We start from the raw sequence: 26,801 nt of genomic DNA on the forward strand, positions 1-26,801 counted from the left end.
CTGTGCTCACTATTTGAAGTAAAACGGTCTAAAGGGGGATCGTCATGAGTGACAGCGTTCGTGTTGGATTAATAGGGTACGGTTATGCAAGCAAGACGTTCCATGCGCCGCTTATTGCCGGGACGTCAGGTCTGGAGCTGGTGGCTGTCTCCAGCAGCGATGCCGATAAAGTTCATGCCGACTGGTCGAATATGCGAGTAGTGCATGAGCCGCAACAGTTGTTCAACGACCCTGATATCGATCTGATTGTGATCCCCACGCCTAACGACACCCACTTTCCGTTAGCCAAACAGGCGCTGGAAGCGGGCAAACATGTGGTGGTGGATAAACCGTTTACCGTGACGTTGTCACAAGCCCATGAACTGGGGTTGGTGGCGGAACATACCGGCAAACTGCTCTCGGTGTTCCAAAATCGCCGCTGGGACAGCGATTTTCTGACATTGAAGAATATATTGCATAGCGGGTCGTTAGGGGATGTGGTCTATATGGAGTCGCACTTTGACCGTTTCCGCCCGGAAGTTCGTCAACGCTGGCGTGAAGATGGCAGCAATGGCAGCGGCATCTGGTACGATCTGGGGCCGCATTTGTTGGATCAGGCTTTGCAACTGTTTGGTTTCCCGGTGGCGATTCAGGTGGATATGGCGCAGCTGCGGCCGGGAAGCAAGGCAATAGACTATTTCCACGCCACCCTGATTTATCCCCAACGCCGTATCGTTCTCCATGCCAGCATGCTGGCCGCCGCGCCTTCCGCGCGTTATATCGTCCACGGCACGCGCGGCAGCTTTGTCAAATACGGGTTGGATCCGCAGGAAGATCGGTTGAAAAAGGGTGAGCGTCCGCCCCAGGCGGATTGGGGACAGGATCGGCAGGATGGCGTGTTGACTCTGCATCATGACGGCATCACGGCCGAGCAGGTCGTTCCCTCGCTTCCCGGCAACTATCCGGCCTATTATGCGGCGATCCGTGATGCATTAACCGGCAAAGGGGAGAATCCGGTGACGGTTCATCAGGCGATCCAGGTCATGGAACTGATTGAGCTGGGGCTGATCTCGCATCAACAGAAAAAAGCGATGACGCTGAAAAATAGCTAGACCTGTCGTTTTTTATCACAGATAGTTGCTTCAGGGTTTAAGCAGGCGATCTTAGGATCGCCTGTATTGTTTAAATCAGGCTAATGATTAGCCATTGGGAAAAGGTATTAAAAATGGGGTGGTTGCAGCGGTTACGCATTGACAAATTTTTGCTGGTATTGGTTTTGGTGGTGGTTACGGCATCCGTGTTTCCCTGTGAGGGCGCCGTTAAGGTCTTTTTTGAATATCTGACGACAGCAGCTATCGCGCTGCTGTTTTTTATGCATGGCGCCAAGCTGTCGCGGGAAGCGATTACCGCCGGCATGGGACACTGGCGGCTGCATCTGGTGGTGTTCGCCAGCACGTTTTTACTGTTCCCCTTGCTGGGCATGGGAATGAGCGTTCTGGTGCCGGTGGTGCTTACCCCCACGCTGTATCTTGGTTTCCTTTATCTGTGCGCCTTGCCGGCGACCGTACAGTCGGCCATTGCCTACACCTCGATGGCCGGGGGCAACGTGGCGGCCGCCATTTGCAGCGCATCGGCTTCCAGCATCCTCGGCGTATTCCTGTCGCCGATATTGGTCGGCCTGCTGATGCACACGCAAGGCGAAGGATCGACGGATACGCTGCACGCCATCGGCTCGATTATCATGCAGTTGATGGTGCCGTTCGTGATCGGTCATTTATCGCGCCCGTTGATTGCCAAATGGATAGAACGTCACCGTAAACTGATTAATATTACCGATCGGTCATCAATTCTTCTGGTGGTGTACGTCGCCTTTAGCGAAGCCGTGGTGCAGGGGATCTGGAGTCAGATTAACGGCTGGTCTTTACTGGCCGTGGTTGGATGTTCCATTGTGTTGCTGACCATCGTGCTGGCGATCAATGTGCTGGTGGCGCGTAAGCTGGGATTCAATACGGAAGATGAGATCACGATCGTATTCTGCGGCTCCAAGAAAAGCCTGGCGAACGGCATTCCGATGGCGAACGTCTTGTTCCCGGCCGCGGCGGTGGGGGCGATGGTATTGCCATTAATGATATTCCATCAGATTCAGCTGATGGTTTGCGCGGCGTTGGCGCAGCGCTACGCCAAACGGTTAAAACCTGTTTCGGCAGAGCAAAACACCGCGCCGCAGAAGTAATCCGCCATGCGTTGTAAAAAAGCGCTGGTTCACCGGTTAATGCCGATCGTTTAAAAGTACTTAAGCGATAGCCGGTAAGAGACAATCCGGAATCAGTCCCCTGAAAAAGAAAGCACCGGCGATATGATCGTTCGGTGCTCTATATACCATCTAAGTATCCGTTCAGCTACAAGTCACATAAGGCTTAAGTGAACGGCGTTCGTCTATTCCGAGGCTTTTTTGTTTCCGGCCCTTCTTATGAACACTCTGCGCCCGCTTGTGCCGTTGTAGTGCAGGTGCTCTGAGTTATTGTTTTTTATGGTGCATTATTGTTTCTTCCTGACGTTTTCTGCCGGAGGCCGTCAACGCTGAATCTACGGGAAAATGGGAACTAGGGCGCCGTTTTTAAGATCGCTTTTCCAGTGAAATATATCGTCTGACCCATCTCCCCAACAAAATAAACCGCCTCTCCTGAAAGTATTAAAGCGCCTGCCTGAAGCTGGCATAAACCTTGCAAAACGCCTCTCAAAGCCACTGGAGGATAAAATGAGTACAGAAAATTTCCCCGCTATTAAAAAAACTGCATTGATTATTGTGGATATGCAGAACGACTTTATTCGGGATGGGGCTCCGCTGGAGGTGCCGGGGGGCAGGGATATTATTGGTCGTAACTTAGCACTGCTGCACTATTTTCGTGAGAGAGGCGAACCGGTGATCTTTTTAAGATGGCTGGCGGTGGAGAATGATCCACATCATCGCCTGGGAGGTAAGTTTTCCTGGATGAGCTTACTGGACGAGAACACGAAATCCTGCCGTCTCGGCTTTAAGCGCCGCTATCGCGATACTGAAACGGAACTGGATTGCTCGGCGGTGATTGACGAGCTAAAACCCAGAGATAACGAGTTCACCGTATTTAAATACGGCTACGGGGGCTTTTACGGCACGTCGCTTGGCGAACTTCTGGCCCTGCTTGGCGTGGATACGTTGGTGGTTACCGGAGTGGTTGCTGAATGCTGCGTCGAAGATACGGTACGTCAAGCCTGGAATCACGCTTATGCCGTTCTTGCTGTTAGCGATGCTATCGCGGCGATGAACGAGAAACGTATGGCTGAATCCATGAGCGTTATTGAAGAGAATTACGGCTGGGTAGCTGAAACCAGCGACGTTATTTCCCTGTTGAATCAATATAACAATAAGTAAGAGGCCGCCATGTTAGACCTGTTCAGTATTCACAATATAATGGTACATATTCCTATTGGTACCGGCGGCTACGATCTATCGTGGATTGAGGCCATTGGCACAGTGCTGGGGTTAATTAATATCTGGCTGGCGAGTCGGGCAATCACCATCAACTATTTATTCGGAATTTTAAATGTGCTGTTATTCACGCTGGTATTTTACCAAATCCAGCTGTACGCGAGCATGTTGCTGCAAGTGTTCTTCCTCGTCGCTAACATAGTCGGCTGGTACATGTGGCACCAGAGCGATAACTCAGAAAGCCCGGCAATTGTGGTCAGATGGATGCCGGTAAAACATACGGTGGTGGTCTGCATTATTAGCGTGCTGTGTATTGCGCTGGTCGCGGCTAACATTGATACGGTATTCGTCTGGCTGAGTAATGTGGCGCTCGATGTGATGCACATTTTCGGCGTTACGCTACCGCGCCCGGAAGCCATTCCGGATCCTTATCCGATAGCGGATTCCACCATCATGGTCATGTCGATTGTCGCCACAATACTGATGATAAAAAAGTATGTCGAAAACTGGATCATCTGGTGCGGGCTGGACGTGCTGTCGGTCTGGCTGTATGCGAAGCAGGGTGTCTATTTCATGTCTCTGGAATACACACTGCTGATTTTCATCGCCGCTTTTGGGATATGGAAATGGATCAAGCTGGCTCGCGAAAATAAAGGCTATGTGGAAGGGCGACTGGACGCGTGCACTGAATGACCGGGCGCTTCTTGTGACGGTAAACCTATCGTCCGGGATGTCTTCGAGAGGTTACTGACGGCGGAAGGTGAGTCGACGCTGGCTCACCGACTGGTTTCTGCCGCCCCTGACGCTATTTGATGGCTGTTATTTCAGTGCGGATTTTTTGATTGAGCGGCCGGTTGAATGAGATAAAACGTAAAAACCTTTATTCTTCCGGAAAAAAGCACCGGCGATATGATCGTTCGGTGCTCTATATACCACCTAAGTATCCTTCAGCAACGGCATTAATGGTTCATCGGTCGCTTTTTTTATGACGGCTACTGTGCCGAAGCGCGTTTGCGCAGCACTTTTTCGCGTAGCTGTTTCTTTTCCTGATCGCTGAGAAAGGCGATGGTTAATCCATTCTCTTGCGCCTGCCGGGTTTCTTTCGCCGTCAGACCGGCCAACGGCGCCGCAACCTGGTATTCATGCTTGATTTCGATGCCCTGTACGGCCGGATCGTCGGTATTAATCGTCGCCGCAATACCATGACGCAGGAAATGGAGCAACGGGTGCTGATCCAGCGACTCAACGGTGCTGGTCTGAATGTTGGAAGTCAGGCAGGACTCAATGCCGATGTCGTTTTCCGCCATGTACCTCATTAATTCGCTATCGATAATGGCCGTTACGCCGTGACCAATTCGTTCCGCTTTCAGTTGATTGATGGCTTGCCAGATACTCTCAGGGCCGGCGGCTTCTCCCGCATGGGCGGTAATGTGCCAACCCGCGTCGTGGGCCTGTCTGAAATGCGAGGAAAACAGCTCGCCGGGATAGCCCAGTTCATCGCCGGCCAGGTCGAGCGCCACGATGTTATCGCGATAGGCCAGCAGGCCGTCCAGCTCCTGTTGACAGGCCTCCGTGCCAAAGGTGCGGCTCAGGATCCCGATCAGGCGGATATCAATATCCAGATCGCGGCAACCGGCGCTGACGCCATCCACCACGGCTTCAACCACGCCGGCAATCGGCAGTTGATGGTTCATCGCCATGTAGTAGGGGGAGAAGCGGAGTTCCGCGTAATCCAGCCCGGCGTTGACCGCGTCCTCAACATTTTCATAAGCGATACGACGGCAGGCATCCAGTGAGCCAAGAACGGCGACGCCCCAGTCCAGTTTTTGCAAAAAACCGAGCAGATTCGGTTCATTTTCAATAATTTGAACATGAGGGCGGAGCGACGCCAGATCGTTGGCGGGTAAGGCGATGTTGAACTGGCGGCCCAGATCCAGAATGCTTTGAGCGCGGATATTACCATCCAGATGGCGGTGAATATCCGTGAGAGGGAGTAGCGAGTCAATCATGATGTACTCTTTGCAAATAGTCGTATCAGTAAACCGGACAATAGCCCGTAAGTGCCGTGCAGTATAAAAACAAATGATGGCGAATTGCCATTTTTTGCTAAAAAAAGTCGGCGACGATATCGATGACCGGGTAGCGAAAATCACCTTATCGGGCCGGCGTCCGGCGTGTTCGCCCGCCCAGCTTGGGGAGCACGCGGATATAAATCAGTTCGCTTAACAGCTCTACCAGCGTCTGAGTGACAATGATGGCCGGCAGCACCGGGATCGCTCCGGGTATGGCCAGCGCCAAAGGTAAAATCACCAGCGAGTTGCGCGTCGCGGCGCTGAAGGCAATGGCGCGTCCGCCGGCGGGATCGAGACGGAAGACTTTACCGGTGAACCATCCCAGAATCGGCGCGACGAGCGCGAACAACGCATAGAATGGAATGGCGATCGCGACGATAGACCAGGTGGATTTAAGCTGGGGAATAACCGTAATCACCACCACGAATAACACCAACGCGGTGGCGGGAACGGGCAACAGACCGAGCTTGTCGGCCGCGTTGTTCACGGACTGAAAACGCGCAGCCCCCCACTGAACCCCTCCGGCCAGCAGCAAGGGAAGCGCAATCAGCCCGATAAACGCATGCACAAACGGCGCGATATGGATGAGCGCCGCCGCTTGCTGATTAAGAAACAGATTAAGATAAAACGGCAATGCCAGCATTTGCGCCGCCAGCAGCAATGGCGTGGCGGCCAGCAGCTTCGGCGCATCCGCGCGTCCCAGATGCGAAAATGTCACCACGTAGTCGATGCACGGGGCGAGCAATACCAGCAGAATACCGAGCCGGATCAGCGGATCGGCAGGTAAATAGGGCAGCAGGCAGGCGAGAAACAGCGGTATAACGATAAAATTGGCGCTAAGCAAGGCAATAAGAAACCGTGCCTGGGTCATACTCCGTTTCAGTGACGTTAGCGGCACTTGCAGGAATGTGACAAAGAGCATCAGGGCCAGCGCCGGATTGATCGCCGTACTCAGTTTTTCTGTCCCGGGGAGTAACAGGGCCATCGGCACGGCCGTTATCACCGCGATAAAGTAGATTGCGGTTTGATGTTCTTCCATGAAAAGTTTGAATTTTTGCATACTCAATCTCTCAACGGGGCATAGCCTCCGGCAACCGGAAAACCCCGTGACGACGCAGGCCGTCACGGGGTTTTCGCTATCCGAACCGCAATATGTTACTGAGCGGGGGGCGGAGCAGGAAGGGACTCCTCTTCGCCGGGAATGCGGATAAAGGGAGCGATGAAATCCGCCAGTGGCATTTTGTTGCCGTTGAAATCAACCTGACCGTCGGCATACTGTAACGAACTGGTGATGGCATCGTCTTTGGTGACGGTAAGCTGGTTCATTTGTCCGATACTTGCCATCATCTGCGCCTGTTGCAGCGCCATTTGATTGGCTTGCGTCCTCTCTTCTTCATTGGCGGGTTGTGGCCCGGCCTGAACCATCAGTTCGGCCAGCATGGCTAACGGCACATTCAAGCGGGTATCCAGCTTTTTGACCGACTGGAGAATGATTTTTTCTTCATCTGATGCGGCCGGATCGGCGGCTTTCGCGCTGTTCTGCAAAGGATCGGTTAAATCCAGCGCCAGCGAGAAGGTGCTTTCGCCTTTGCTGTTTTTCCAACTGATGGGGGCGATGGTGACATTCGGATTGCCCTTCAACAACTGAGGCAAATTGTGCAGGAAAATCATGGCGACTTCATGCTGATAGACTGCGGGATCCAGCGTGTCGGCGTTTTGCAGAAGCTGCTGCGCTTTCTGCTGATACTCGGCGGCAAAACGTTTCGTGCCTTCGCCATCCAAACGTGAGAAAGCGATATTGATATTGCCTGCGCCGAGGTTACGATCGCCGATCGCCAGCGAGGCCAGCGTCATCGCTATGTTGCCTGCCAGATTGTTCTCATCTTCCGTCACGCTGCTTTGTACCGACAGATTATTCAAGGTAACCGGCTCACCGCCTTCGACGGTAAATTTCAACGTCTTAAACGCCAGGGCGCCGTCGCCTAAATTGAGGTCGAATTTACCTTTATGGTTGTTGGTGTTCACCACAATGTCATTGATGCTGACCTGCTCGGTTTCACCCCAGGGATTTTTCTTCTCCATCAGCAGGTTATTCACAGTGCCCGCCAGCTTGCTGCTGCGCAAATCATTGGCGATATCCAACTGCAATTCAGTGCCGCTGAAAGAGAATTTCTGATCGGCGCCCTGATACTCAATGGGGAGCAGCGTCACATCCGAACGGGTATCGCCGCTATAGGCCACGCGGGTTTCGGCGGCGATAAACGGTTTGTCGCCGGTGAGATCGAACAACGGTTTCACCACCGGCGTATTCGCCAGTTCACTGTGTACCGAGGCCATCGCCGGGATCAGGTTAAACTTTTTAAGCTGCGCTAACGGGAAAGGGCCGTGAGAAACCGACTCATTGAAGACCACTTCCTCGCCGGGAGCGAGGATCTGTTGTCCTTTTGCCGAGCCATCGGCTTGCACAACGTACGCCAATTTGCTGCTGAAGATACCGCCCTGATAATCGCGGTACACGACTTTCAATCCGGCGTCGGGATAAGCTGTTTTCAATTGCATATTGACGTTGTCGGTAAACTCATCGATATGCTGAGCCAATTGTTTACCGGTGTACCAGGAAGCGCCGGTCCAGACTGCTCCCAGAGCGACGATCACGCTGGCGGCAACTAATGACTTCTTCATTTTTTCATCCTTTATTAAACGCGCGCCCGGACTCTTCCGGGCGGGTGGGTATGTACCGGTCATTACCGATTAAATACGCGAGCGATGCGCCCTTGTCCCTGCACCGTCACCGGCGATTCATTGGCGGCAATAAAGCAGGATTCCCCCGCCTTGAGCCTGACTTGCGCGTCGCCTTTTTGCAGCCGCGCATCGCCGTCAACACAGAAAACGATGGCGGCGCTGTTCTGGCTGAGCGTTTGTGAAGCGCCGTCCAGGTTATGCAGAGAAAAAGCAAAATCGTCGACGGGAATAGGGAAGCTTAGCTCATTTCCTTGCGAAATGGGGGCGGTCAATAACTGGGCCGCCGGTTTGGCGTCGAATTGCACATTGGCCAGGAGTTCCGGAATATCAATGTACTTCGGCGTTAATCCTGCCCGCAGCACATTGTCCGAATTGGCCATGACTTCCAGCGCCACCCCGTTTAAATAGGCGTGAGGCGTTTGCGCATATAAGAACATGGCTTCACCCGGCTGAAGCGTAATCACATTGAGCAACAGCGGCGAGAACAGGCCGCAATCGTCCGGATAAAACTGCGTGATGTCCCGAATGGTTGACCAGGGTTCGCCGTGCTGGCTGTTCAGGGCGGCTTTTAACACGCCCAGCGCCCGGCTTTTTTGATCGCCATCCATGCTCAGCAGGTTGGTAAACAGCATGGCGAGATTTTTGCCGTCCGGCTGCTGTAAAAAGGCGGTAATGGAGGGATGGGCGCTGGCGACGGGCTGCAATAGCGTGGCGATTTCAGATAATTCCCGAAAGCCGTTCATCGCCTGAAAAGGGGTGAGCGCGAAAACCAATTCCGGCTTGTGATTGGCGTCTTTATAGTTTCTTTCCGCCGCATCCAGCGCGATCCCGGCTGCATTTTCTTTAGCAAAGCCTTGTTCCGCCGCCGATTTACTGGGGTGAACCTGAATGGAAAGCGGCTGTTGCGCGCACAACACCTTAAATAAAAACGGTAATTCCCCGAAACGCCGCGCCACGCTTGCGCCAAGCTGTCCGGATAAATCCGCGGCGATGACGTCCCGCAGACTGCGTTGGTGACCTTTTTCATCGATTACGTGTGAACTGCTTTTCGGATGAGCGCCCATCCATAGTTCAGCCATTGGTAAATCATTAGGATTATCAATGCCATAAAGCTCAGTTAATGCGTGTTTGCTACCCCAGGCGTAGTGCTGGACACGATTGAGCATTTTTTGCATGTTGGCTTCCTAAATGTTAAATATCTGTTGGTTGAAATAATTCAAATAGTTAATAAAGTGATTGACTATGAATACGTTGTCTCTGCTCACACCATGGTAATGTTTTATGTGCCACTATTCCAGACAGTGCGGCTAAGGCTATTCATCTCATCATTCAGAATGCTAAGGAGAAAAGGCAATGACCACGACGCGTAGTGAAAAAGACTCAATGGGGCCGATCGATGTTCCCGCCGAACGTTTATGGGGCGCGCAGACGCAGCGTTCGCTGGAGCATTTTCGTATTTCCGAAGAAAAAATGCCGCGGGCATTAATCTACGCCTTGGCTCAAACCAAGCGTGCGGCCGCCAGCGTGAATATGGATCTGAAATTGCTCCCCGCAGACAGAGGCAACGCTATTGTTCAGGCGGCCGATGAGGTGCTGGCCGGCCGGCATGCCGACGAGTTTCCGTTAGCCATCTGGCAAACCGGTTCCGGCACCCAAAGTAATATGAACATGAATGAAGTGCTGGCAAACCGCGCCAGCGAACTGCTGGGCGGAGAGCGGGGCAATAATCGCCTGGTTCACCCCAACGATGATGTCAATAAGAGCCAAAGCTCTAACGATGTTTTTCCAACGGCGATGCATGTCGCCGCGGTATCGGCGATTAATGAACATCTGATCCCCGAACTACAGGAGTTGCAGCGTACGCTGGCCGATAAAGCCGAACAGTTTAACGATATCGTGAAAATCGGGCGCACCCATTTGCAGGATGCCACGCCGCTGACGCTGGGGCAGGAAATTTCCGGCTGGGTCGCCATGCTGCAACATAATCTAAAGCATATTGAAAACAGCGTGCCCCATCTGTGCGAGCTGGCGCTGGGCGGAACGGCCGTCGGAACCGGGTTAAATACCCATCCCGAATATGCCGTTCGCGTGGCGGCGGAACTGGCGAAACTCACCGGGCAGCCGTTGGTGACCGCGCCGAATAAGTTCGAAGCCCTGGGCACCTGTGATGCGCTGGTTCACGGACATGGCGCGTTGAAAGGGCTGGCCGCGTCATTGATGAAGATTGCCAACGATGTTCGCTGGCTGGCCTCCGGCCCGCGCTGCGGCATCGGCGAACTGAGCATTCCGGAAAATGAACCCGGCAGCTCCATTATGCCGGGCAAAGTTAACCCGACACAGTGCGAAGCCATGACCATGCTGTGCTGTCAGGTTATGGGCAATGACGTCGCTGTTAATATCGGGGGCGCATCGGGTAACTTTGAGCTGAACGTCTACCGCCCGATGGTGATCCATAATTTCCTGCAATCCGTCCGCCTGCTGGCCGATGGAATGAAAAGCTTTAATGAACACTGTGCGGTCGGTATCGAACCCAATCGCGAACGCATCGATCAGTTGCTGAATGAATCGCTGATGTTGGTTACGGCGCTCAATACCCATATCGGTTATGACAAAGCCGCCGAGATTGCCAAGAAGGCGCATAAAGAAGGGCTGACGCTGAAGGCTTCGGCGCTGAAACTGGGGTATCTTACCGATGCGCAGTTCGATGAGTGGGTGCGGCCGCAGGATATGGTCGGCAGCCTGAAACGCTGATGCTTCAATGGGGTTGTCTTGTCTGGCGTGAGCGACTGCCTGGACATTGACTTACCGTTCATCGGTATACAGATGCAGACGTGGTATCAGCAAACGCAGCGGCGTGGCCGGTGGTTTATGCTTATGTTTTATGTTGTTCGTATCATAGTTATTTAGTTCGCCAATAATGGGCGCGCCGCCGCCGCACTCTTGCTGACACAGCACCAACAGCGGTGACGGGCAGGGGTGCTGCACCTGCTTCTGCTGCTGCGGATACCACACTCTGGCGATCGGTTGGACTTTGACCGGTCGCTTTATTTTCAACACGGCCTGTTCCGGTAAGCGCAATATTTCTTCAATTTCCTGCGCCACTAATTCTCCCCATTGCTCTTTGCTGTACGGCGCGGCGCTTCTGCCTGCTTGCCGGCTTTTTTCCAGCTTCGCCAGTAACTCCGCGCGCGTCATATTTTTGATGATGTGCTTATTTGCCCAGCCAAAACGCACGGAAGCGGGATTGACAATCGGCGTCAGCGTCCGGTAGGCGCTTAATGTAATCAGCCCTGGCAGATGGGCATGTACAAACTCAAAGCGTTGTTCAGGCGCCAACCCGGACTCAACGGTGACAATCCGTTCCAGCGTTTTCTTCAGCGCGTTGATCTCGGTAATGAGCCGTTGCGCCTGCTGATACTGCTGCCGATCGACGGAAAAGCACAGCGCGCCGGGTAGTCGTATTGCGGCTTTACTGCTGATCGTTTCAGGGTAGTGGTGGATAAACAAACGCTTAAAATGCGCCAATCCGACTTCCCGCGCTTCCTGGCCGATATGCTGGCGAACGGCGATCTGTTCTATGGCGTCGTGTTCGGTGCCTTTTTCGATATCGGGTAACGAATAAACGCGTCCGGCCAGTAATCTGAATGCGGAAAATAGATCCTGCATCGAGGCCAGCTTTTCTTCCAGCGACGTAAAGCAACCGTGCATTTGATGAATGAGCGAATAACGATCCATAACAGCACACCAATTTAGTTACAACATACTAATGGTTATAATATAAATCCCTGACATCGGCAACAGTGTATCAGTTCGCCAAGCAGGGATTTATCGGGCAATGCGGCATCAGGAAAGCTGTTTCAGGCGAAAGCTCACGAGTAACGCCATCAGCAGCATCGTCGTCAGGAATACGGTGATCCCCGCCCAACCGTAAGCGTGCCAGAATACGCCGCCCAGGGTTCCCGCTATACTGGAGCCCAGATAATAGGAAAACAGATACATCGACGAGGCCTGGCCTTTTGCCCGGCGGGCGCGCTGACCAATCCAGCCGCTGGCAACGGCATGGGCCGCGAAAAAACCGGCGGCAAACAACATCATACCGATAAAAACACACGCCAACGGGCTTAAGGCGGTAACGCCAAGCCCCAGCAGCATCAACATAATGGAAATGCTCAACACCGGCCCCCGGCCGTAGCGGGAAGTCAATGCGCCGGCTTTCGGCGAACTGTAACTGCCGGTCAGGTAAACTACTGATAATAAACCGACGATCGCCTGGCTAAGCAAGTAGGGGGAAGCCAATAATCGGTAGCCGATATAATTAAACAGCGTAACGAACGATCCCATCAGCAAAAAGCCCTGCAAAAACAGCAACGGCAATCCGGCGTCATGCCAGTGTAGTTTGGCATTCAGCAATAAGCTCTTGGGTCGCAGCGAGCCGGGCCGGAAATGCCGTGATTCAGGCAAAATTTTCCAGAAAGTCAGCGCCGCGATTAGCGCCAGTACGCCAATCGCCCCAACGGCGACCCGCCACGGGAAATAGTCGCTCAATACGCCGCTGACCAGGCGTCCGCTCATGCCGCCAATGGAGTTGCCGCTGATATAAAGTCCCATCGAAAAAGCCAGTACGCTGGGATGGATCTCTTCACTCAGGTAACTCATGGCGACAGCCGCAACGCCGCTCAGCGATAACCCAATCATGGCGCGCATGATCAGTACGCCGTTCCAACTGCTCATAAACGCGCAAATGAGGGTGCAGGTAGCCGCCAACATCAGCGAAACAACCATCACATTCTTGCGTCCGACGGTATCCGACAAAGGGCCGGTAAACAGCAACCCGATGGCCAGCGTGACCGTTGATACCGAAAGCGACAGACTGCTGGTCGCCGGGGATATGGCAAAGTCCTGAGAAAGAACCGGTAACAGCGGTTGGACACAATAAAGCAGGGCGAACGTGGCGAGTCCGGCGGAAAACAGAGCCAGCGTCACGCGCATAAACTGCGGAGTGCCACGTTTGATATAAGGTAACTTACCGTTAACGGTCGGTTTAGCATCTACATCATGAGTGATAGACACGGGCATCGGCCCCGATGCCGGAGATGACGGGGTACTCAAAATAATTCCAGGTTCAGAAAGGAAAGATGCGGCGATCATAGAAGAGCGATAATATTTTGTATAATATATTAATAATCATGATTAATACTTATAAAATATGAATATCGAATTACGTCATCTCCGCTACTTTATTGCTGTTGCCGAAGAGTTGCATTTTGGTCGTGCGGCGGAGAAATTGCTTATTTCCCAACCGCCTCTCAGCCAACAAATTCAGATTCTGGAAGAGCAGGTCGGCGCCAGATTATTAGAGCGCAATAACCGTAATGTCCGGCTGACGCCGGCGGGCGAAATGTTTTTAAAAGAGGCCTGGTCAATTATCGCGCAGGTGAATCAGGCGGCGGAACGCGCCGCACGGATCCAGCGCGGTGAAACGGGGGAGTTAACCATCGGCTTTACCTCATCAGCTCCTTTTATCAAAAAAGTATCCCGCAGTTTGCTGCGCTTTCGGCAATCCTTCCCTCAGGTACATATTCAGATGATGGAGTTGAATACCAAACAGCAGATCGAACCCCTGCTAAACGGTAAACTCGATCTGGGTGTTATGCGTAATAATCCGCTGCCCGATGCCCTTGAGCATCAACTGTTGCTGCATGAAGCCCTGGTTGCCGTAGTACATGAGGAACATCCGCTGGCCAGCCGGTCTGGCGGATCTATCAGTATTCGCCAATTGGCGAATGAGCCGTTTGTTTTCTTTTCACGCGCCGTCGGTACGGCCCTGTGCGACGAGACATTGACGCTGCTGAAGCGGTACGGTATTAGCCCCTATATCACGCAGGAAGTCGGCGAAGCCATGACGATTGTCGGCCTGGTGTCGTCAGGGTTGGGGGTTTCCATTCTTCCGGCATCTTTTATGCGTATTAATGTCGACGGCGTGAAATATTTGCCGCTGGCTGAACAGGATGCGATTACGGAAGTATGGCTGGTCACGGCCCGACACCGGCCTTTGAAGGCGGCGGCCCAGACGCTGATTTCGCTAATGCTTAACCGATAATATTTTCAATATGTGCGTTAAATCACATAACGAATCAAATATTTGACGCTTTTAACGAAAAGCTCCACCATACCCTCAGTTTTTTATTTCGCAGCGTGAAAAATAGAATACGGTAGCGGCAGTTTGCGCGATGGTAAAAATGTACGGTTGTAATGCAGTAATAAACAGATCCCCCATTAGCAGTGCTAGCAATGAAAAGTAGGAGTCAGGTTTGTGATTGCCGACGGACAGCCAGGACATATCGATCAAATTAAACAAATGAATGCCGGTTCCGTGTACCGGCTGATCGACAAATATGGCCCGATATCACGCATCGAACTCTCCAAACGGGCGCAGTTGGCGCCGGCCAGCATCACCAAGATTGTACGCGAGCTGCTGGAAGCCCATCTGGTGCAGGAAACCGAATATCAGGATATCGGCAGCAGGGGGCGTCCGGCTATCGGGCTGATCCTTGATACGCAGGCGTGGCATTATCTTTCCGCTCGCATCAGCCACAATTCCATCACGCTGGCGCTGCGCGATCTGAGCAGCAAGCTGGTTGTTGAAGATTGCGTTCCTCTTCCGGCGGAACATCCGCAGCCGTTGCTCGAACGTATTCTGAATGAAATCGATCGCTTCTTTATTCGCCATCAAAAACAGCTGGAGCGGCTGACCGCCATCGCCATTACCGCGCCGGGCATGATTGACGCCGCAACCGGCATTATTCACCGGATGCCGTTTTACGACGTTGAAGAGATGGCCATCGGGCCGGCGCTGGAGCAGCGAACCGGATTACCCGTTTATGTACAACATGATATCTGCGCCTGGACGATGGCAGAGGCGTTATACGGCGCCTCGCGCGGCTGTCAGAACGTTATTCAGGTGGTTATCGATCACAATGTCGGCGCCGGCGTCATTACCGGCGGGCGTATTTTGCATGCGGGCAGCCGTAATCTGGTCGAAATAGGGCATACGCAGGTCGATCCTTACGGTAAACGCTGTTATTGCGGTAATCACGGATGTCTTGAAACCGTCGCCGGTACGGAAAGTATGTTGGAACTGGCGCATCGGCGCATGAGTACATCGATGAGCTCAATGCTGCATGATTCCGCCCTAACGGTGGATAGCCTGTGTGAAGCGGCGCTGCAAGGCGATCAGTTGGCGAAGGATGTGATTACCGATGTCGGTAATAACGTGGGACGTATTGTCGCCATTATGGTCAATTTATTTAATCCCGATAAAATATTAGTCGGTTCTCCACTCAATAAAGCGGCCGACATTTTATATCCGGCCATAATGGGATGTATCCATCAGCAGTCTTTTCCTCCTTATAGTCATAATATTCAGGTCGAAGCGACCGAGTTTTATAATCAGGGCACCATGCCTGGCGCAGCATTGGTAAAAGAGGCGTTGTATAACGGTTCATTATTGGTGAAATTGTTGCAGGGGTAATTGCCATCTTTCGCTGTATATTTCTCTTTCCGGCGCGAAAGTTCTGACAGGCAAAACATTGAGCTAACGCAAGCTGCCTGAATGGTGCATCGCCTAGACTTTCACTCTTGGAAAGCATTTTTTTGCAGTGCTTGTTATTTTTCAGGTGGCCCGGAGTTATCTCATGTTGAAACGTATTTTTGTCACAGGCACCGATACCGCAGTGGGTAAAACGGTGGTATCCAGAGCGTTGCTGCAAAAACTGGCAATGACCGGCAAGCCGGTGGCAGGCTATAAACCGATAGCAAAAGGATGTGTGGATACGGAAGACGGGTTGCGAAATAAAGACGCGCTGTTATTGCAGGCGGCATCCTCGCTTGCTTTACCCTATGAGTCGGTTAATCCTATTGCGCTACGGGAAGATGAAATCAGCGCCAGCGAACATCCGATTGATTACAGCGCCATGACTCAGGGGCTGAATCACTTGAGCGAACTGGCCGACGTTGTGGTGATAGAGGGCAGCGGAGGTTGGCGTACGTTGATGAACGATCTGCGTCCTTATTCGGAATGGGTGGTGCAGGAACAGTTGCCGGTTGTTTTGGTGGTCGGCATTAAATTAGGCTGCATCAGTCATGCGTTATTAACCGCGCAGGCCGTTATTAACGATGGATTGCCGTTGGTAGGATGGGTCGCAAACCGGATTAATCCCGGGCTGGCGAATTATGCGGAAATTATTACCGCCCTGCGTAAAAAAATTCCCGCGCCGCAATTAGGTGAATTACCTTATTTACCCCGGGCCGAACAGCGTGATTTATCTTCCTATATCGATCTTTCCGCTGTGAGTTAATTAATGCGATTGAATAGATTATTTTCAGCATAACGCGTCTTAAATTTCCGTCTCTCGTTTGCTCAATTCCCGCAAAATGCGGGATACCCGCTTTTTTTACTTTTTCCCTTCATATTCAGCAGGGCAACACCTGATATACTCAAAACAAATTCTCCCCTCCAGGCAGAAAGTATAATGAAAACAGCGAATAATTCTGAACATCCTCCGGTAGCGCATCGTCACTGGGTGTTGATTGCCTGCATGCTGGCGATGTTCACGGCGGCCATTGAAGTCACCATTGTGGCAACGGCATTGCCGACGATTATCGCCGATTTAGGCGGTTTCTCACTGCTGGGCTGGGTTTTCGCCGGTTATTTGCTGACGCAGGCAATCAGCATTCCCATCTATGGTCGACTGGCCGATCTTTTCGGCCGTAAGCGCGTATTTTTCATTGGCATGATTATTTTTCTGCTGGGATCGGTACTGTGCGGTTTTTCTACCCATATGGGATGGTTAATTCTGTTTCGCACCATCCAGGGGCTGGGCGCCGGGGCGATTACGCCAATCGCCTTTACGATTGTCGCCGATGTGTATAGCGCTACGGAGCGGCCTAAAATTCAGGGCTATCTCTCCAGCGTGTGGGGGGTATCAGCGATAGTCGGCCCGCTGATGGGGGCCTTTATTGTTCAGCATTTCAACTGGGCGCTGATTTTCTGGGTTAACGTCCCCATTGGGTTGCTGTCGATATTCTTATTAGCCCGTTTTTTACCCGCGGTTAACCAGGTTCGGCCCCATCAACTGGACTGGGCGGGGGCATTCTACCTCGCCATCACGGTCGCCAGCCTGTTGATGGCGTTATTACAGGCGGAAATGTTTGGATTGTGGGTTATTCCTTTACTGGCGATCACCGTCGTTGGCGGCATGTTGTTATTCAGGCAGGAAACGAGCGCCCCGGAGCCGCTTTTTCCGCTGGCGCTGTGGCGTAACCGGGTGATTGTCGCAGGTAACCTCGGCGGCCTGGTTATCGGCGCCGCCATGATGGGGGTCAGTGCCTTTCTGCCGACCTTTATTCAGGGCGTGATGGGCAGAACGCCGCTGGAAGCCGGCAGTATTCTGGCGCTGACGTCTATTGGCTGGCCGCTGGCCAGTACCCTGAGCGGAAGATTAATGCTGTGGACATCCTACCGTTTTACCGCCGTTTGCGGGGGATTGCTGCTTATTACCGGTAGCCTGACATTACTGATCCTCGCGCCCGATCGCAATCTGAACTGGGCGCGCGTCGCGGCTTTTCTTATCGGAGCAGGGATGGGATTAAGCAACACCACCTTTTTAGTCTCGGTGCAAAACGCGGTGGATTATTCCATCCGTGGCATTGCGACCGCGTCCACGATGTTCACTCGGATGCTGGGTTCCGCGCTGGGTACGGCAATCCTGGGGGCCACGCTGAATATCAATTTGCATCTACGTCTGCCTGAAATGAGCGATCCATTACAAACGCTGATGGACGCCCACCGCCAGAGCATCATGAGCGTAACGCAGCTTGAATCGCTGTCGTGGCAGGTTTCGACTTCCTTACACTGGGTGTTTATTGTTTCCGCGTTGATCTCGGTGATTGCTTTATTTTCCGCCTGGATGATCCCCGCCAGTCAACGACCGGGACATGCGCCAGCAGGGCGGTAATAGTGGAATGCTATATAAGACTAAGGCGCGGAAACCGCGCCTTAGTCTGTCAGGGAAATCCGGCGTATTGCGTTATTGCGCGCTGGTCTCGGGTTGACTATCCGCCGTCGACGGGACGCTGTCGGTACTCGCTTCGCCATCGGCATGGCGGGTATAGACAATCTTTTGCGAGTCGTTTTCGCAATGTCCAACTACTTGACCACCGATCTGGCTCACCTGATCGTTAGGAACGATATCAAGCGTAAATCCGGACTCCGGCACGCCGTTATTGATAATTTTCTGTGATATATCCGCCTTGACGCTCTCACAGGACGCTTGCGCCGCCAAAGGGGCAATCACCAATAAAGCCGCAGCAAAAATAATTGTTTTTTTCATCTTATCACCCTTTTTCTGAATAAAGTCCTACCCATTGCCCGACGTTATACCGTCAGGCAGATGATGTTTACTTTACAAGCGTAGACTAAAAATCAGGGGGTAACCGGGCGACCCGTCCGGCGGTCGAGACAGCGCTCGGTATTGGCTTCCCAGTAGGCGTTAACGTTATAGCTGGCGTTACACTTCTCCTGCCCGTCAATCGCCTTTTCAACTTTGTCGAATTCTTTCTCGGTACGCGCGTTGACCTTACTGCGCAAAGAACGGGTTGAATTCCACTGTTCGCCGCTTTGACGCGCCGCTTCTTTGGATAAGGCGCTATCCCCCGATTCGACAATAACATGGCGGGTTTCCGCCAGCGCCGCGGGCTGCCAGGCGGCGGCGACCATTATCATGGACAGCGGGATCAAGGCCCGAATCAAAGAGACAAAAGAATGTGAGTTCATGGTTCACCTTGATAAAAATAGGATAAAGACAACCGTCATTACTATGGCAAATGATGTCGGTAATGACAAAAATCAACCCCGCCGCACGTAATGGCGCTGGAGGGAAGAGGCCGGGAACATTCGCCGCTTAGGGTAGAAGTGTATCATTCTTCCTATCAACGGCACTATAACGGCGGAGGTCGGGTAGACGGCGGAAGGGAGGTTACGGCGCGAAGATCGACTCCGCGCCATGCAGGATTAACTTTCGCGATAAACGTTCAGCCCGGCGAAAGACTGGCTGACCGGCATCATTTCCAGAGAGTTGATGTTGACGTGAGCAGGCAGCGTCGCTACCCAGAATACGGCCTCGGCAACATCTTCGGGCATAAGCGGCTTGGTTTTATCGTAGGCCTGATTGACTTTATCTTCATTGCCTTTGAAACGGACGGCGGAAAACTCTGTCCCGCCGACCAGGCCTGGCTCAATGTTAGTGACGCGAACCTGAGTACCGAATAAATCCGCCCGCAGGCCAAGGCTGAACTGCCGGACAAAAGCTTTGCTCGCGCCATAGACATTCCCGCCGGGATAAGGCCAGTTGCCGGCGGTGGAACCGATATTGATAACATGCCCGACATTGCGTTTGACCATATCCGGCAACAGGGCGCGGGTCATAAAGACCAGCCCTTTGTTATTGGTATCGATCATATTTTCCCAGTCATTCACATAGGCCTTGTGCGCCGGCTCCAGGCCCAGAGCCAGCCCGGCATTGTTCACCAGAACATCGATGTTGCGCCAGGCGGCGGGCAGGGAGGTTATCGCCTGATCGATGGATTTCTGATTGCGCACATCCAACCGTAACGTATGCAGCGACTTGCCTAACTCTTCTTTCAGGGCATCCAGCCGTTCCTGACGGCGACCACAGGCGATGACTTTATGACCCTCTTTGATAAATTTGCGGGTAATAGACTCACCAAATCCAGCGGTTGCGCCGGTAACAAAAATTATCATGCTGTTATCTTCCTCTGACTGCGTGTCATTATTTCAAATAGGGGGCGATGAGCGATAAATCGGCATTGTTTAGGCGATCGGAGGCTGTCTGCGCCTGATGCCAGTACGGATAAAGCAGAGGGAGCCGGCTGACGTCATTTAGCCGCGCAATCTCTTGCTCGTTGAGGATAACATTAACAGCTTTAAGGTTATCTTCAAGCTGGTCGTCGCGCCGGGCGCCAATGATTACCGAACTGACGGCGCGATTATTCAATAGCCAGGCCAATGCGACCTGGGCGGCGGAAATTCCGCGCTGCGCCGCAATATCAACTAATACTTCGACAATATCATATAGCGCATTCTCATCGCGCACGGGCGGTTCGTTCCAGTTTTCAAGATGCCGGGTTGTTCCCTCGGGCTGTTTATTACGGCGGTATTTTCCTGACAGCAAGCCGCCGGCCAGCGGACTCCATACTAAAACCCCCAGCCCCTGATCGTGAGTTATCGGCAGCAATTCATATTCCGCTTCCCGCGCCTGTAATGTGTAATGGATCTGTTGGCTAACCGGACGTACGGTACGTTGCCTTTCAGCGATACCCAATGTTTTCATCACATGCCAGCCGGAAAAGTTGGATACGCCGACGTAGCGCACTTTCCCGCTGCTGACGAGGTAGTCTAACGCATCCAGCGTTTCCTCCAGCGGAGTCAGTCCATCCCATTCATGGAGTTGGTAGAGATCGAGGTAATCCGTATCCAGCCTTTTCAGGCTCGCTTCGCAGGCCCGGATAATATGATGACGGGACGAACCGCGATCGTTCGGGCCGTTGCCCATGGGAAAACGCGCCTTGCTGGCAATCAATACTTGATGGCGTTTATCTTTCAATGCCTTACCAAGAATTTGTTCTGAATCTCCGTTTGAATAGACATCGGCGGTATCGAACAGATTAATGCCCGCATCAATGCAGCGATCGATTTGTCGACGGGCGCCTTGCAGATCGGTATTGCCGGTTTTCGCAAACTTTCCCTGACCACCAAATGTCATGGTGCCCAGGCTCAGAACCGATACTTTCAGGCCTGAACGGCCTAATTGACGATATTCCATTTTTTACTCCCAGACAGGTTGCAGGACAGTCATGACTTTGTGCCACTTTGTCTGAAAAATCCAGTTTTAACGGCCCTAATATGAGGGCCGGGAACGTAACGGAAACCGATGGTACAGAAATTCAGTCGTCCTGATTATCCGCTTCAACGGCGTTATATAAGCGCTCAAGAATATCGGGGAAAGCGGACTGTACGCGGTTCCAACTGGGAACAAAGGGTTTGTCGCCCGGGCTTTCAGTGTATACCTGACCGGAAAGCGTAATGACATCGGCAAACAACTCAACCGCGGACTCTTCTTGATGGCGGTCGAACTGTAGCCCATTCATGCGGGCATCGTGTTCGAAGGCGTCAATCATATCCAGCGCCGTGCGGTAGTAGGTCGCGCGCAGCACACGGAAAGAGTCGGTGGTGATATTCACGCCCTGAATAGCCAGTTTGCGATACAACGCTTTGGTGATATCGGTTGCCATGCGTTGCAGGCCGGTATTGGGATCGTCTTCCGACATCGGCTGGTGTTTATGATCATAATTGTCGGCAATATCCACCTGACAGATACGGCTGGTTGCCGTCCCGCGGTGTATCTCCGACAGCACGCCGATTTCCAGTCCCCAATCGCTGGGAATACGCAGGTTATTCAATATATGGGTACGCATGGCGAATTCGCCCGACAACGGATAGCGATAGCTGCGCATATACTCCAGATAGTCAGAATTGCCGTAAACCTTTTGCAACGATTTGAGTAACGGGAAAACCAGCAGGCGGCCCACACGGCCGTTGAGTTTCCGGTCCGCCACCCGCGCGTAATAACCTTTGCAGAAATCATAATGGAAATGCGGATTCGCCACCGGATAGAGCAAGCGGGCCAGCATGCGGCGATCGTAGGTGACAATGTCACAATCGTGCAGCGCCACGCAGGCCGATCGACGCGAAGCCAATGTATAACCGACACAAAACCACACGTTGCGGCCTTTGCCCGGCTCGGTCGGCGCCAGGGATTTATCAGCCAGTTCATCGCTCAGTTGTTTAAGACGCGGGCCGTCATTCCACAGGATTCGGTGACGCTGCGGCAAGCGGGAAAAAAACTTACGGGCATAGTGAAACTGCTCCCGGTCGGCCCGATCCAAACCAATGACAATCTCGCCAAGATAGGGCACCTGGGACAATAGGTCGACGATGTTATCTAAAGCGGGTCCTTCCAGCTCTGAATAGAGAGAAGGGAGGATAAGCCCCATGCTGTTCTGCCCGGAAAACACCTGAAGTTCATATTCCAACTCTTCAACATTTCGCCGGGTCAGATTATGAAAGTTGGTAATTATCCCATCCTGATAAAATTCACTCATCGTGTTCTCCCATGCCATTTATTATTTATTTAATTAATATTTAATATAAAAGTTAATCACCAAGAAAGTGGTCGAGGCCCTCGCTCCAGCCGGCAGGCCCCATAGACCGGGTGCGATATAAGCGGCCGGCATAGTTATCGGGTAAGTCGACAAGTTGATTTCCTTTACCTTTAATCACGACCGCATTATCCATTGCCGTCAGTAAAGAGACATCGTTCGGCCCGTCGCCAAGACCAATGGTCGTGACATGATGTTCGCCTTTATAGGGGTACTGTTTTTTTATCCAGTTGGCGGCGATCCCCTTACTGACGCCAATGCCCATCACGTGATAAAAGCGTCCGCCCTGGGTCAGTGATAATCCGCAATCGGTCAGTCGCTGACGAAAACGCATCAGCGCATCGCTATCGTCAAGCCACTGAATAGGTTCAGAGGCTTCGCGGCGGCGAGCGAGTTCAGCATCCCGCGCCGACAATCCGGTTAACGCGGCAACCTCGGCGCAATCCATATCGGCAAAGCCTTTAAAGCGAAAGGCATGCTTTTCCCGCAGTTGATTAAGCTGAGCGCAAATGAAAGGGTAGTCCGCATCAAAAATCTTACGCGGATAACTCGGGTGCGAGCGCCAGTCGGCCGGCAGCGCAATCAGGGCGCCATTTTCGGCGATATAAGGAAAACGGGCGAGGCCGAGAGCCTCTCGCAGTTGCTCGACTTCCGCCGCCGTTTTACTGGTGGTGATGATCACCGGGATCGCAAGCTGCGCCAGTCGTTCCAGCCACGGACGCGCAGGCTCCCAACCGTAGGTATCATGATCAAGCAGCGAACCATCAAGATCGCTGAAAATCATCAGATTGGAACTCAATTCTGACATTGGTTCTCCATAAATTATCGGGGATAGATGGACAATAACGATGGGTGTACAACGCTGCGTTGAGTTGCTGTCTATAACTGATTTGCCAGGCTGAAAATGAAATGTGAATTACATCACTAACTTTAACTCTATGCATAAATCGCCGGTTAGGCAAATTACGTAATGGCCGCGGTGAGTGAGAGCAGCCAACGCACATGCAACTGAAGTATGACGAGTATAAGTCAGGGCCAAACGACCTGCACGGTCAAGTTATGCAGGCTGAGATAGCTGGCCCCTGAGCCTTTATTTGAATGAAGTATGCATCAGCAGCGTATTCGGCGATTGGCCGAAAGTACGGCGAAATGCGCGACTGAAGTGAGAGAAATCTTTGAATCCGTACTCCAGCGCGGCTTGTGAAACGCTGTGAACCCGGCCTTCCTCCAACGCGCAGCGGCTGGCCAACAGGCGCTCATGCCATACCGCGGACATCGGGGTTTTCTGGTGAATGGCAAACGCGCGGGTAAGGGTGCGGGAGGAAACATAATGTGCCTTGGCTATGCTTTCCAGCGATAACGTCTCATCCTGCAAGTGATTACGGATGAAGCGCATCACTTTTTCATAAAGATTACGCGAACCGGACAAATGCTCTTGACTCGCGTCGATCTCAAGGCTGAACGCCAACATATCCAGCATCATCGTAAAGAACCGCGAGGCGGTGTTGGGATTAACGCTGGCCACGGATTCGCTGCGCGCTTGCAACAACATTTCACGTAACGGAACGATCCCGGGGCGCGAGGCGTCCAGGGTTATCGCGGTAAGATGTTCTGCTTTGGGAAAACGGGCAGCCAGCAAATGGCGCGGGATCCTTAACAGATGAAGCGCCTGGGAGTCTATCCTGAAATCGAACTCTCTTGCCGAGTCATAAATCACCATCGAACCCGGCGACAGCACGGCCTGTCGGCCATTCTGTTCTATCCAGGCCTGACCGTGCTGGATTAATGCTAACCAGAGATCGTCATCAGGACCTTTACGTATCGCTTCTGCCGAACGCTTCCACTGATGCGCGGGCGCGGATAGTGTACTGATAGCCATCGGGTGTGCGGAATGAAACTGCATGGAAGCATCAAAGCTCCGGCTTCCCAACGGTTCGCTTTTGGCTAAAAGACAGTGGCTGCAAACAACCTCTTTCCAATATTCAAACCTCTGCTTTTCAGAGATATGGGCCGTTGAATAAGTGATAGACATAAATAACCCTCATCGTGCAGTGACTCCGGAAAAATCCAACTGAAACAGCCTGATCCTCCTGACGATGAATATAAGCAAAAACCATTCCAATATTTTATTAATAAAAATCAATAGGATAAGTAAACTTATCTGATTCAATTTGGCGCAGGCGCTCTTTTGTAGTGCAATGGTTTCCGCCGGAAGAGGGCAATCAGGTAAATTCACTGGGATCGATGCGACGTCGGGACAGACTCAGAAATGAAAAATGGCGGGAAAATAGCGGTGATTCAACGGCGGTCATCGTATGGAACAGGGCAAGGCCCCGTTCCATACGCGAACGTTTTTACAACCGGTCGGGCAATCAGATGCGTGCCGGATCGATCATGATGGGATCGTATTTCGCCACATGGTGTTTATGTACCGGCGTCTCAAGGATCACCTGCGCACGCTGATCCAAGCCGTCTTCCGACAGCTTGCCATGGCTGGCCAGCACCACTTCCAGGGCGATGACGAAATGCTCGTAATAGCTCCAGTCGTCCTGGGTAAAGCCGGGATTCGCGGCCTCCCACTGTTTTATTACTTCCGTCAGGGCTTCCTGAAACTCGGCCCATTCGAACTCGCCGGCCTCACAGGCCGCCACGGCGATGGCAAAGACCCGCAATTCCCAGGGTTTGTTGAATGGCGCCTGTCCTTCGCGGCGATTTAACACCGCTGCCAGTTCGTTATTATCCTTGCTGATGAGAGTGGTCATAGGTTCTCCGATAGGGTTAGGCGGCCGTTACCTGTCCGGTGCCGATCAGCGCATCGCGGTTCACCAGCGCGGCGAGTTGCTCTTCGCTCATGCCTTCGGTATTCGCCGGACGTTTAGGCAACACCCAATAGCGGATCTCTGAATTGGAATCCCACACCCGTATTTCGGTCGAAAGGGGAAGTTCAAAATGAAAATCCTCGCTCAGGACTTTACGCGGCTCCCGAACGATCCGCGAACGATAGGGCATCGATTTATACCAGTTCGGCGGCATGCCGAGCACCGGCCAGGGATAGCAGGAGCAAAGGGTACAGACGATAACGTGATGTACCGTATCGGTGCATTCCAGGGCAATCATATGTTCGCCCTGTAGACCGCCGATGCCCAATTCCTGACAGGCTTTGGTCGCATCCGCCAGCAGACGTTGCTTGAACGCCGGATCGGTCCAGGCTCTGGCTACCACCTTGGCGCCCAGATGCGGCCCGACCTCGTTTTCATAAAGCTCGGCGAATTTATTGACCCCGGCCTCGGACATCAGACCCTTTTCTATCAGGATGGATTCAATCGCCTTAACGCGGGCGGCGATCTCCTCCTCGGTTTTCGGGGTGTAAGCAAGGCTAACTCGTGTCATAACGGCAATTCCTTATTTGGCCAAAGTAAGGTAGGGTTCCCAGGCGTCGGTGCAAACGGCGCCGTTCGGCTCGGCCGCTTCGGCGCCATACAGTTCCTCGTTGGTAAAGCGGAGCGTGTAAAGGTGTTCCGATGTTTCAGGCAGGCCGTTACCGGTCGTATCCGGATAAACGTGCGCGCCGTGACACATGATGATTTCGCCCGTGCGTCCACGCACATAGCCTGCTCGCCGCGTGTGGAGTTTCGGTACGCTGGCGTCGACCGTCACCCGATCGCCAATCTTGAATTTAGGTTCGGTATCCAGTTGACGCGCGGTCGAAAAGCCATTGCGTACCGCCCATTCGGCGAATTGAACCAGTTCGGGATCGTTATTGGGGGGCAGCGGAACCTCAGGATATTGCAGATAGTATTCGGTACGCTTGTCGAGCTCATCCTGAGTCCAGTAGCCTTTTTTCTCTCCGATTTGTTCGGTTGCATCGACCCAGTGTTCATAGTAGAACGCCGTCAGGTAGTGGAGCGGATGCAGTTTCTCAAGATGGCAGCGGAACTCGTCGAGTCCGAACATCCCTGCGCGCGCCGCAAAAGGAAACAGCGCATAGGCCGCCTTTTCCCACGGCGCATGATAGACCGGCTCCCACTTGGTCGGTCCCACCGGCCCCATGCCGTCCATACCGCCAATGTCGTGTACTCCGTTCATGTAACCCCCTCGATAACATCGGGATTGGGATTTTTGCTGGCGACCGCCCCGGTAACGGCCAGCCAGAAGCGGGCGTATTCCCGCAAGAAAAGGCATCGAAAACCGCGATAAAGGAAAGATAAGGTGATTGCCTGCCGCCTGCTTTGCTGTACCGG

General features: G+C 52.8%; 25 protein-coding genes. 9 read left to right on the forward strand and 16 right to left on the reverse strand.

Annotation, left to right across the window (positions count from 1 at the left end):
* Positions 1 to 44 precede the first annotated feature (44 nt).
* The 4 genes from JG725_RS02745 to pnuC all read left to right on the forward strand — a co-directional run bounded on the left by JG725_RS02745 (position 45) and on the right by pnuC (position 4,141).
* The gene (locus tag JG725_RS02745; protein WP_199376461.1) at positions 45 to 1,091 is read left to right on the forward strand and encodes an oxidoreductase; all 1,047 of its coding nucleotides are present in this window, start codon (positions 45 to 47) and stop codon (positions 1,089 to 1,091) included.
* A gap of 113 nt (positions 1,092 to 1,204) precedes the next feature.
* Positions 1,205 to 2,212 (forward strand): bile acid:sodium symporter family protein, encoded by a 1,008-nt coding sequence (locus JG725_RS02750; protein WP_172287649.1) that lies wholly within the window; start codon positions 1,205 to 1,207, stop codon positions 2,210 to 2,212.
* 525 nt (positions 2,213 to 2,737) lie between these two features.
* Complete coding sequence (locus tag JG725_RS02755; RefSeq protein WP_199376463.1) at positions 2,738 to 3,391, forward strand: cysteine hydrolase family protein; 654 nt, start codon at positions 2,738 to 2,740, stop codon at positions 3,389 to 3,391.
* Between the two features lie 9 nt (positions 3,392 to 3,400).
* The gene (gene pnuC, locus JG725_RS02760; protein WP_199376465.1) at positions 3,401 to 4,141 is read left to right on the forward strand and encodes a nicotinamide riboside transporter PnuC; all 741 of its coding nucleotides are present in this window, start codon (positions 3,401 to 3,403) and stop codon (positions 4,139 to 4,141) included.
* 299 nt (positions 4,142 to 4,440) lie between these two features.
* Here the strand turns inward: pnuC and add are convergent, their stop codons facing one another.
* The 4 genes from add to manA all read right to left on the reverse strand — a co-directional run bounded on the left by add (position 4,441) and on the right by manA (position 9,437).
* Entirely contained in the window at positions 4,441 to 5,457 is a 1,017-nt protein-coding gene (gene add, locus JG725_RS02765) for an adenosine deaminase (RefSeq protein ID WP_172287644.1), read from the reverse strand.
* Positions 5,458 to 5,602: 145 nt separating this feature from the next.
* Positions 5,603 to 6,580, reverse strand: a complete 978-nt coding sequence (locus tag JG725_RS02770; RefSeq protein ID WP_199376467.1) for an arsenic resistance protein — start codon at positions 6,578 to 6,580, stop codon at positions 5,603 to 5,605.
* Positions 6,581 to 6,675: 95 nt separating this feature from the next.
* Positions 6,676 to 8,202: a YdgA family protein gene (locus JG725_RS02775; protein ID WP_199376469.1), complete on the reverse strand. Its 1,527-nt coding sequence runs from the start codon at positions 8,200 to 8,202 to the stop codon at positions 6,676 to 6,678.
* A 62-nt stretch (positions 8,203 to 8,264) separates the two neighbouring features.
* Complete coding sequence (gene manA, locus JG725_RS02780; RefSeq protein ID WP_172287639.1) at positions 8,265 to 9,437, reverse strand: mannose-6-phosphate isomerase; 1,173 nt, start codon at positions 9,435 to 9,437, stop codon at positions 8,265 to 8,267.
* Positions 9,438 to 9,615: 178 nt separating this feature from the next.
* On the opposite strand from manA, the gene fumC reads away from it, so the two are divergent.
* Positions 9,616 to 11,013, forward strand: coding sequence for a class II fumarate hydratase (gene fumC, locus JG725_RS02785; protein WP_172287637.1), 1,398 nt, complete (start codon positions 9,616 to 9,618; stop codon positions 11,011 to 11,013).
* Positions 11,014 to 11,064: 51 nt separating this feature from the next.
* Here fumC and tus read toward each other — a convergent pair whose 3' ends face one another.
* The gene (gene tus, locus JG725_RS02790) at positions 11,065 to 11,997 is read right to left on the reverse strand and encodes a DNA replication terminus site-binding protein (RefSeq protein WP_199376471.1); all 933 of its coding nucleotides are present in this window, start codon (positions 11,995 to 11,997) and stop codon (positions 11,065 to 11,067) included.
* Between the two features lie 108 nt (positions 11,998 to 12,105).
* Positions 12,106 to 13,338: an MFS transporter gene (locus JG725_RS02795; protein WP_172288756.1), complete on the reverse strand. Its 1,233-nt coding sequence runs from the start codon at positions 13,336 to 13,338 to the stop codon at positions 12,106 to 12,108.
* Between the two features lie 130 nt (positions 13,339 to 13,468).
* Between JG725_RS02795 and JG725_RS02800 the strand changes: the two genes are divergently transcribed.
* From JG725_RS02800 to JG725_RS02815, 4 genes are all read left to right on the forward strand, one after another.
* The gene (locus JG725_RS02800) at positions 13,469 to 14,362 is read left to right on the forward strand and encodes a LysR substrate-binding domain-containing protein (RefSeq protein ID WP_199376473.1); all 894 of its coding nucleotides are present in this window, start codon (positions 13,469 to 13,471) and stop codon (positions 14,360 to 14,362) included.
* A 213-nt stretch (positions 14,363 to 14,575) separates the two neighbouring features.
* A complete protein-coding gene (locus JG725_RS02805) occupies positions 14,576 to 15,793 on the forward strand; it encodes an ROK family protein (protein WP_199376475.1) in 1,218 nt (405 codons plus the stop codon).
* A 163-nt stretch (positions 15,794 to 15,956) separates the two neighbouring features.
* Positions 15,957 to 16,619: a dethiobiotin synthase gene (gene bioD / locus JG725_RS02810; protein WP_172287631.1), complete on the forward strand. Its 663-nt coding sequence runs from the start codon at positions 15,957 to 15,959 to the stop codon at positions 16,617 to 16,619.
* 174 nt (positions 16,620 to 16,793) lie between these two features.
* Positions 16,794 to 18,278, forward strand: coding sequence for an MDR family MFS transporter (locus tag JG725_RS02815; protein ID WP_199376477.1), 1,485 nt, complete (start codon positions 16,794 to 16,796; stop codon positions 18,276 to 18,278).
* Positions 18,279 to 18,350: 72 nt separating this feature from the next.
* Here JG725_RS02815 and JG725_RS02820 read toward each other — a convergent pair whose 3' ends face one another.
* The 10 genes from JG725_RS02820 to nthB all read right to left on the reverse strand — a co-directional run bounded on the left by JG725_RS02820 (position 18,351) and on the right by nthB (position 26,646).
* Complete coding sequence (locus tag JG725_RS02820; protein ID WP_172287628.1) at positions 18,351 to 18,653, reverse strand: DUF1161 domain-containing protein; 303 nt, start codon at positions 18,651 to 18,653, stop codon at positions 18,351 to 18,353.
* A gap of 92 nt (positions 18,654 to 18,745) precedes the next feature.
* The gene (locus JG725_RS02825; RefSeq protein ID WP_172287626.1) at positions 18,746 to 19,096 is read right to left on the reverse strand and encodes a DUF1283 family protein; all 351 of its coding nucleotides are present in this window, start codon (positions 19,094 to 19,096) and stop codon (positions 18,746 to 18,748) included.
* Positions 19,097 to 19,333: 237 nt separating this feature from the next.
* On the reverse strand, positions 19,334 to 20,083 hold the full coding sequence (gene ydfG, locus JG725_RS02830) for a bifunctional NADP-dependent 3-hydroxy acid dehydrogenase/3-hydroxypropionate dehydrogenase YdfG (RefSeq protein WP_172287625.1): 750 nt from the start codon (positions 20,081 to 20,083) through the stop codon (positions 19,334 to 19,336).
* Positions 20,084 to 20,111: 28 nt separating this feature from the next.
* Positions 20,112 to 21,164, reverse strand: coding sequence for an aldo/keto reductase (locus tag JG725_RS02835; RefSeq protein ID WP_199376479.1), 1,053 nt, complete (start codon positions 21,162 to 21,164; stop codon positions 20,112 to 20,114).
* A gap of 121 nt (positions 21,165 to 21,285) precedes the next feature.
* The gene (locus JG725_RS02840; protein ID WP_172287622.1) at positions 21,286 to 22,503 is read right to left on the reverse strand and encodes a glycosyl transferase; all 1,218 of its coding nucleotides are present in this window, start codon (positions 22,501 to 22,503) and stop codon (positions 21,286 to 21,288) included.
* 52 nt (positions 22,504 to 22,555) lie between these two features.
* Positions 22,556 to 23,368, reverse strand: coding sequence for a mannosyl-3-phosphoglycerate phosphatase-related protein (locus JG725_RS02845; protein WP_199376481.1), 813 nt, complete (start codon positions 23,366 to 23,368; stop codon positions 22,556 to 22,558).
* Positions 23,369 to 23,650: 282 nt separating this feature from the next.
* Positions 23,651 to 24,592, reverse strand: a complete 942-nt coding sequence (locus tag JG725_RS02850; protein ID WP_172287619.1) for a helix-turn-helix domain-containing protein — start codon at positions 24,590 to 24,592, stop codon at positions 23,651 to 23,653.
* A gap of 340 nt (positions 24,593 to 24,932) precedes the next feature.
* Positions 24,933 to 25,322, reverse strand: coding sequence for a nitrile hydratase accessory protein (locus tag JG725_RS02855; RefSeq protein ID WP_172287617.1), 390 nt, complete (start codon positions 25,320 to 25,322; stop codon positions 24,933 to 24,935).
* A 16-nt stretch (positions 25,323 to 25,338) separates the two neighbouring features.
* On the reverse strand, positions 25,339 to 25,950 hold the full coding sequence (gene nthA / locus JG725_RS02860) for a nitrile hydratase subunit alpha (protein WP_172287616.1): 612 nt from the start codon (positions 25,948 to 25,950) through the stop codon (positions 25,339 to 25,341).
* Between the two features lie 12 nt (positions 25,951 to 25,962).
* Positions 25,963 to 26,646 (reverse strand): nitrile hydratase subunit beta, encoded by a 684-nt coding sequence (gene nthB / locus JG725_RS02865; RefSeq protein WP_172287614.1) that lies wholly within the window; start codon positions 26,644 to 26,646, stop codon positions 25,963 to 25,965.
* Positions 26,647 to 26,801: the final 155 nt, after the last annotated feature.

Origin of the sequence: Brenneria sp. L3-3C-1 (assembly GCF_016456245.1) — a bacterium.
Classification (GTDB): Bacteria; Pseudomonadota; Gammaproteobacteria; order Enterobacterales; family Enterobacteriaceae; genus Brenneria.

Bases quoted from the DNA above. Each gene is read 5' to 3' on its own strand.
- add (WP_172287644.1), bottom strand. From the start codon at position 5,457: ATGATTGACTCGCTACTCCCTCTCACGGATATTCACCGCCATCTGGAT.
- nthB (WP_172287614.1), bottom strand. From the start codon at position 26,646: ATGAACGGAGTACACGACATTGGCGGTATGGACGGCATGGGGCCGGTG.
- JG725_RS02820 (WP_172287628.1), bottom strand. From the start codon at position 18,653: ATGAAAAAAACAATTATTTTTGCTGCGGCTTTATTGGTGATTGCCCCT.
- JG725_RS02795 (WP_172288756.1), bottom strand. From the start codon at position 13,338: ATGCCCGTGTCTATCACTCATGATGTAGATGCTAAACCGACCGTTAAC.
- manA (WP_172287639.1), bottom strand. From the start codon at position 9,437: ATGCAAAAAATGCTCAATCGTGTCCAGCACTACGCCTGGGGTAGCAAA.
- JG725_RS02815 (WP_199376477.1), top strand. From the start codon at position 16,794: ATGAAAACAGCGAATAATTCTGAACATCCTCCGGTAGCGCATCGTCAC.
- fumC (WP_172287637.1), top strand. From the start codon at position 9,616: ATGACCACGACGCGTAGTGAAAAAGACTCAATGGGGCCGATCGATGTT.
- JG725_RS02835 (WP_199376479.1), bottom strand. From the start codon at position 21,164: ATGGAATATCGTCAATTAGGCCGTTCAGGCCTGAAAGTATCGGTTCTG.
- JG725_RS02750 (WP_172287649.1), top strand. From the start codon at position 1,205: ATGGGGTGGTTGCAGCGGTTACGCATTGACAAATTTTTGCTGGTATTG.
- ydfG (WP_172287625.1), bottom strand. From the start codon at position 20,083: ATGATAATTTTTGTTACCGGCGCAACCGCTGGATTTGGTGAGTCTATT.
- JG725_RS02755 (WP_199376463.1), top strand. From the start codon at position 2,738: ATGAGTACAGAAAATTTCCCCGCTATTAAAAAAACTGCATTGATTATT.
- JG725_RS02775 (WP_199376469.1), bottom strand. From the start codon at position 8,202: ATGAAGAAGTCATTAGTTGCCGCCAGCGTGATCGTCGCTCTGGGAGCA.
- JG725_RS02840 (WP_172287622.1), bottom strand. From the start codon at position 22,503: ATGAGTGAATTTTATCAGGATGGGATAATTACCAACTTTCATAATCTG.
- JG725_RS02800 (WP_199376473.1), top strand. From the start codon at position 13,469: ATGAATATCGAATTACGTCATCTCCGCTACTTTATTGCTGTTGCCGAA.
- JG725_RS02850 (WP_172287619.1), bottom strand. From the start codon at position 24,592: ATGTCTATCACTTATTCAACGGCCCATATCTCTGAAAAGCAGAGGTTT.
- bioD (WP_172287631.1), top strand. From the start codon at position 15,957: ATGTTGAAACGTATTTTTGTCACAGGCACCGATACCGCAGTGGGTAAA.
- nthA (WP_172287616.1), bottom strand. From the start codon at position 25,950: ATGACACGAGTTAGCCTTGCTTACACCCCGAAAACCGAGGAGGAGATC.
- JG725_RS02845 (WP_199376481.1), bottom strand. From the start codon at position 23,368: ATGTCAGAATTGAGTTCCAATCTGATGATTTTCAGCGATCTTGATGGT.
- tus (WP_199376471.1), bottom strand. From the start codon at position 11,997: ATGGATCGTTATTCGCTCATTCATCAAATGCACGGTTGCTTTACGTCG.
- JG725_RS02825 (WP_172287626.1), bottom strand. From the start codon at position 19,096: ATGAACTCACATTCTTTTGTCTCTTTGATTCGGGCCTTGATCCCGCTG.
- JG725_RS02745 (WP_199376461.1), top strand. From the start codon at position 45: ATGAGTGACAGCGTTCGTGTTGGATTAATAGGGTACGGTTATGCAAGC.
- JG725_RS02770 (WP_199376467.1), bottom strand. From the start codon at position 6,580: ATGCAAAAATTCAAACTTTTCATGGAAGAACATCAAACCGCAATCTAC.
- JG725_RS02855 (WP_172287617.1), bottom strand. From the start codon at position 25,322: ATGACCACTCTCATCAGCAAGGATAATAACGAACTGGCAGCGGTGTTA.
- pnuC (WP_199376465.1), top strand. From the start codon at position 3,401: ATGTTAGACCTGTTCAGTATTCACAATATAATGGTACATATTCCTATT.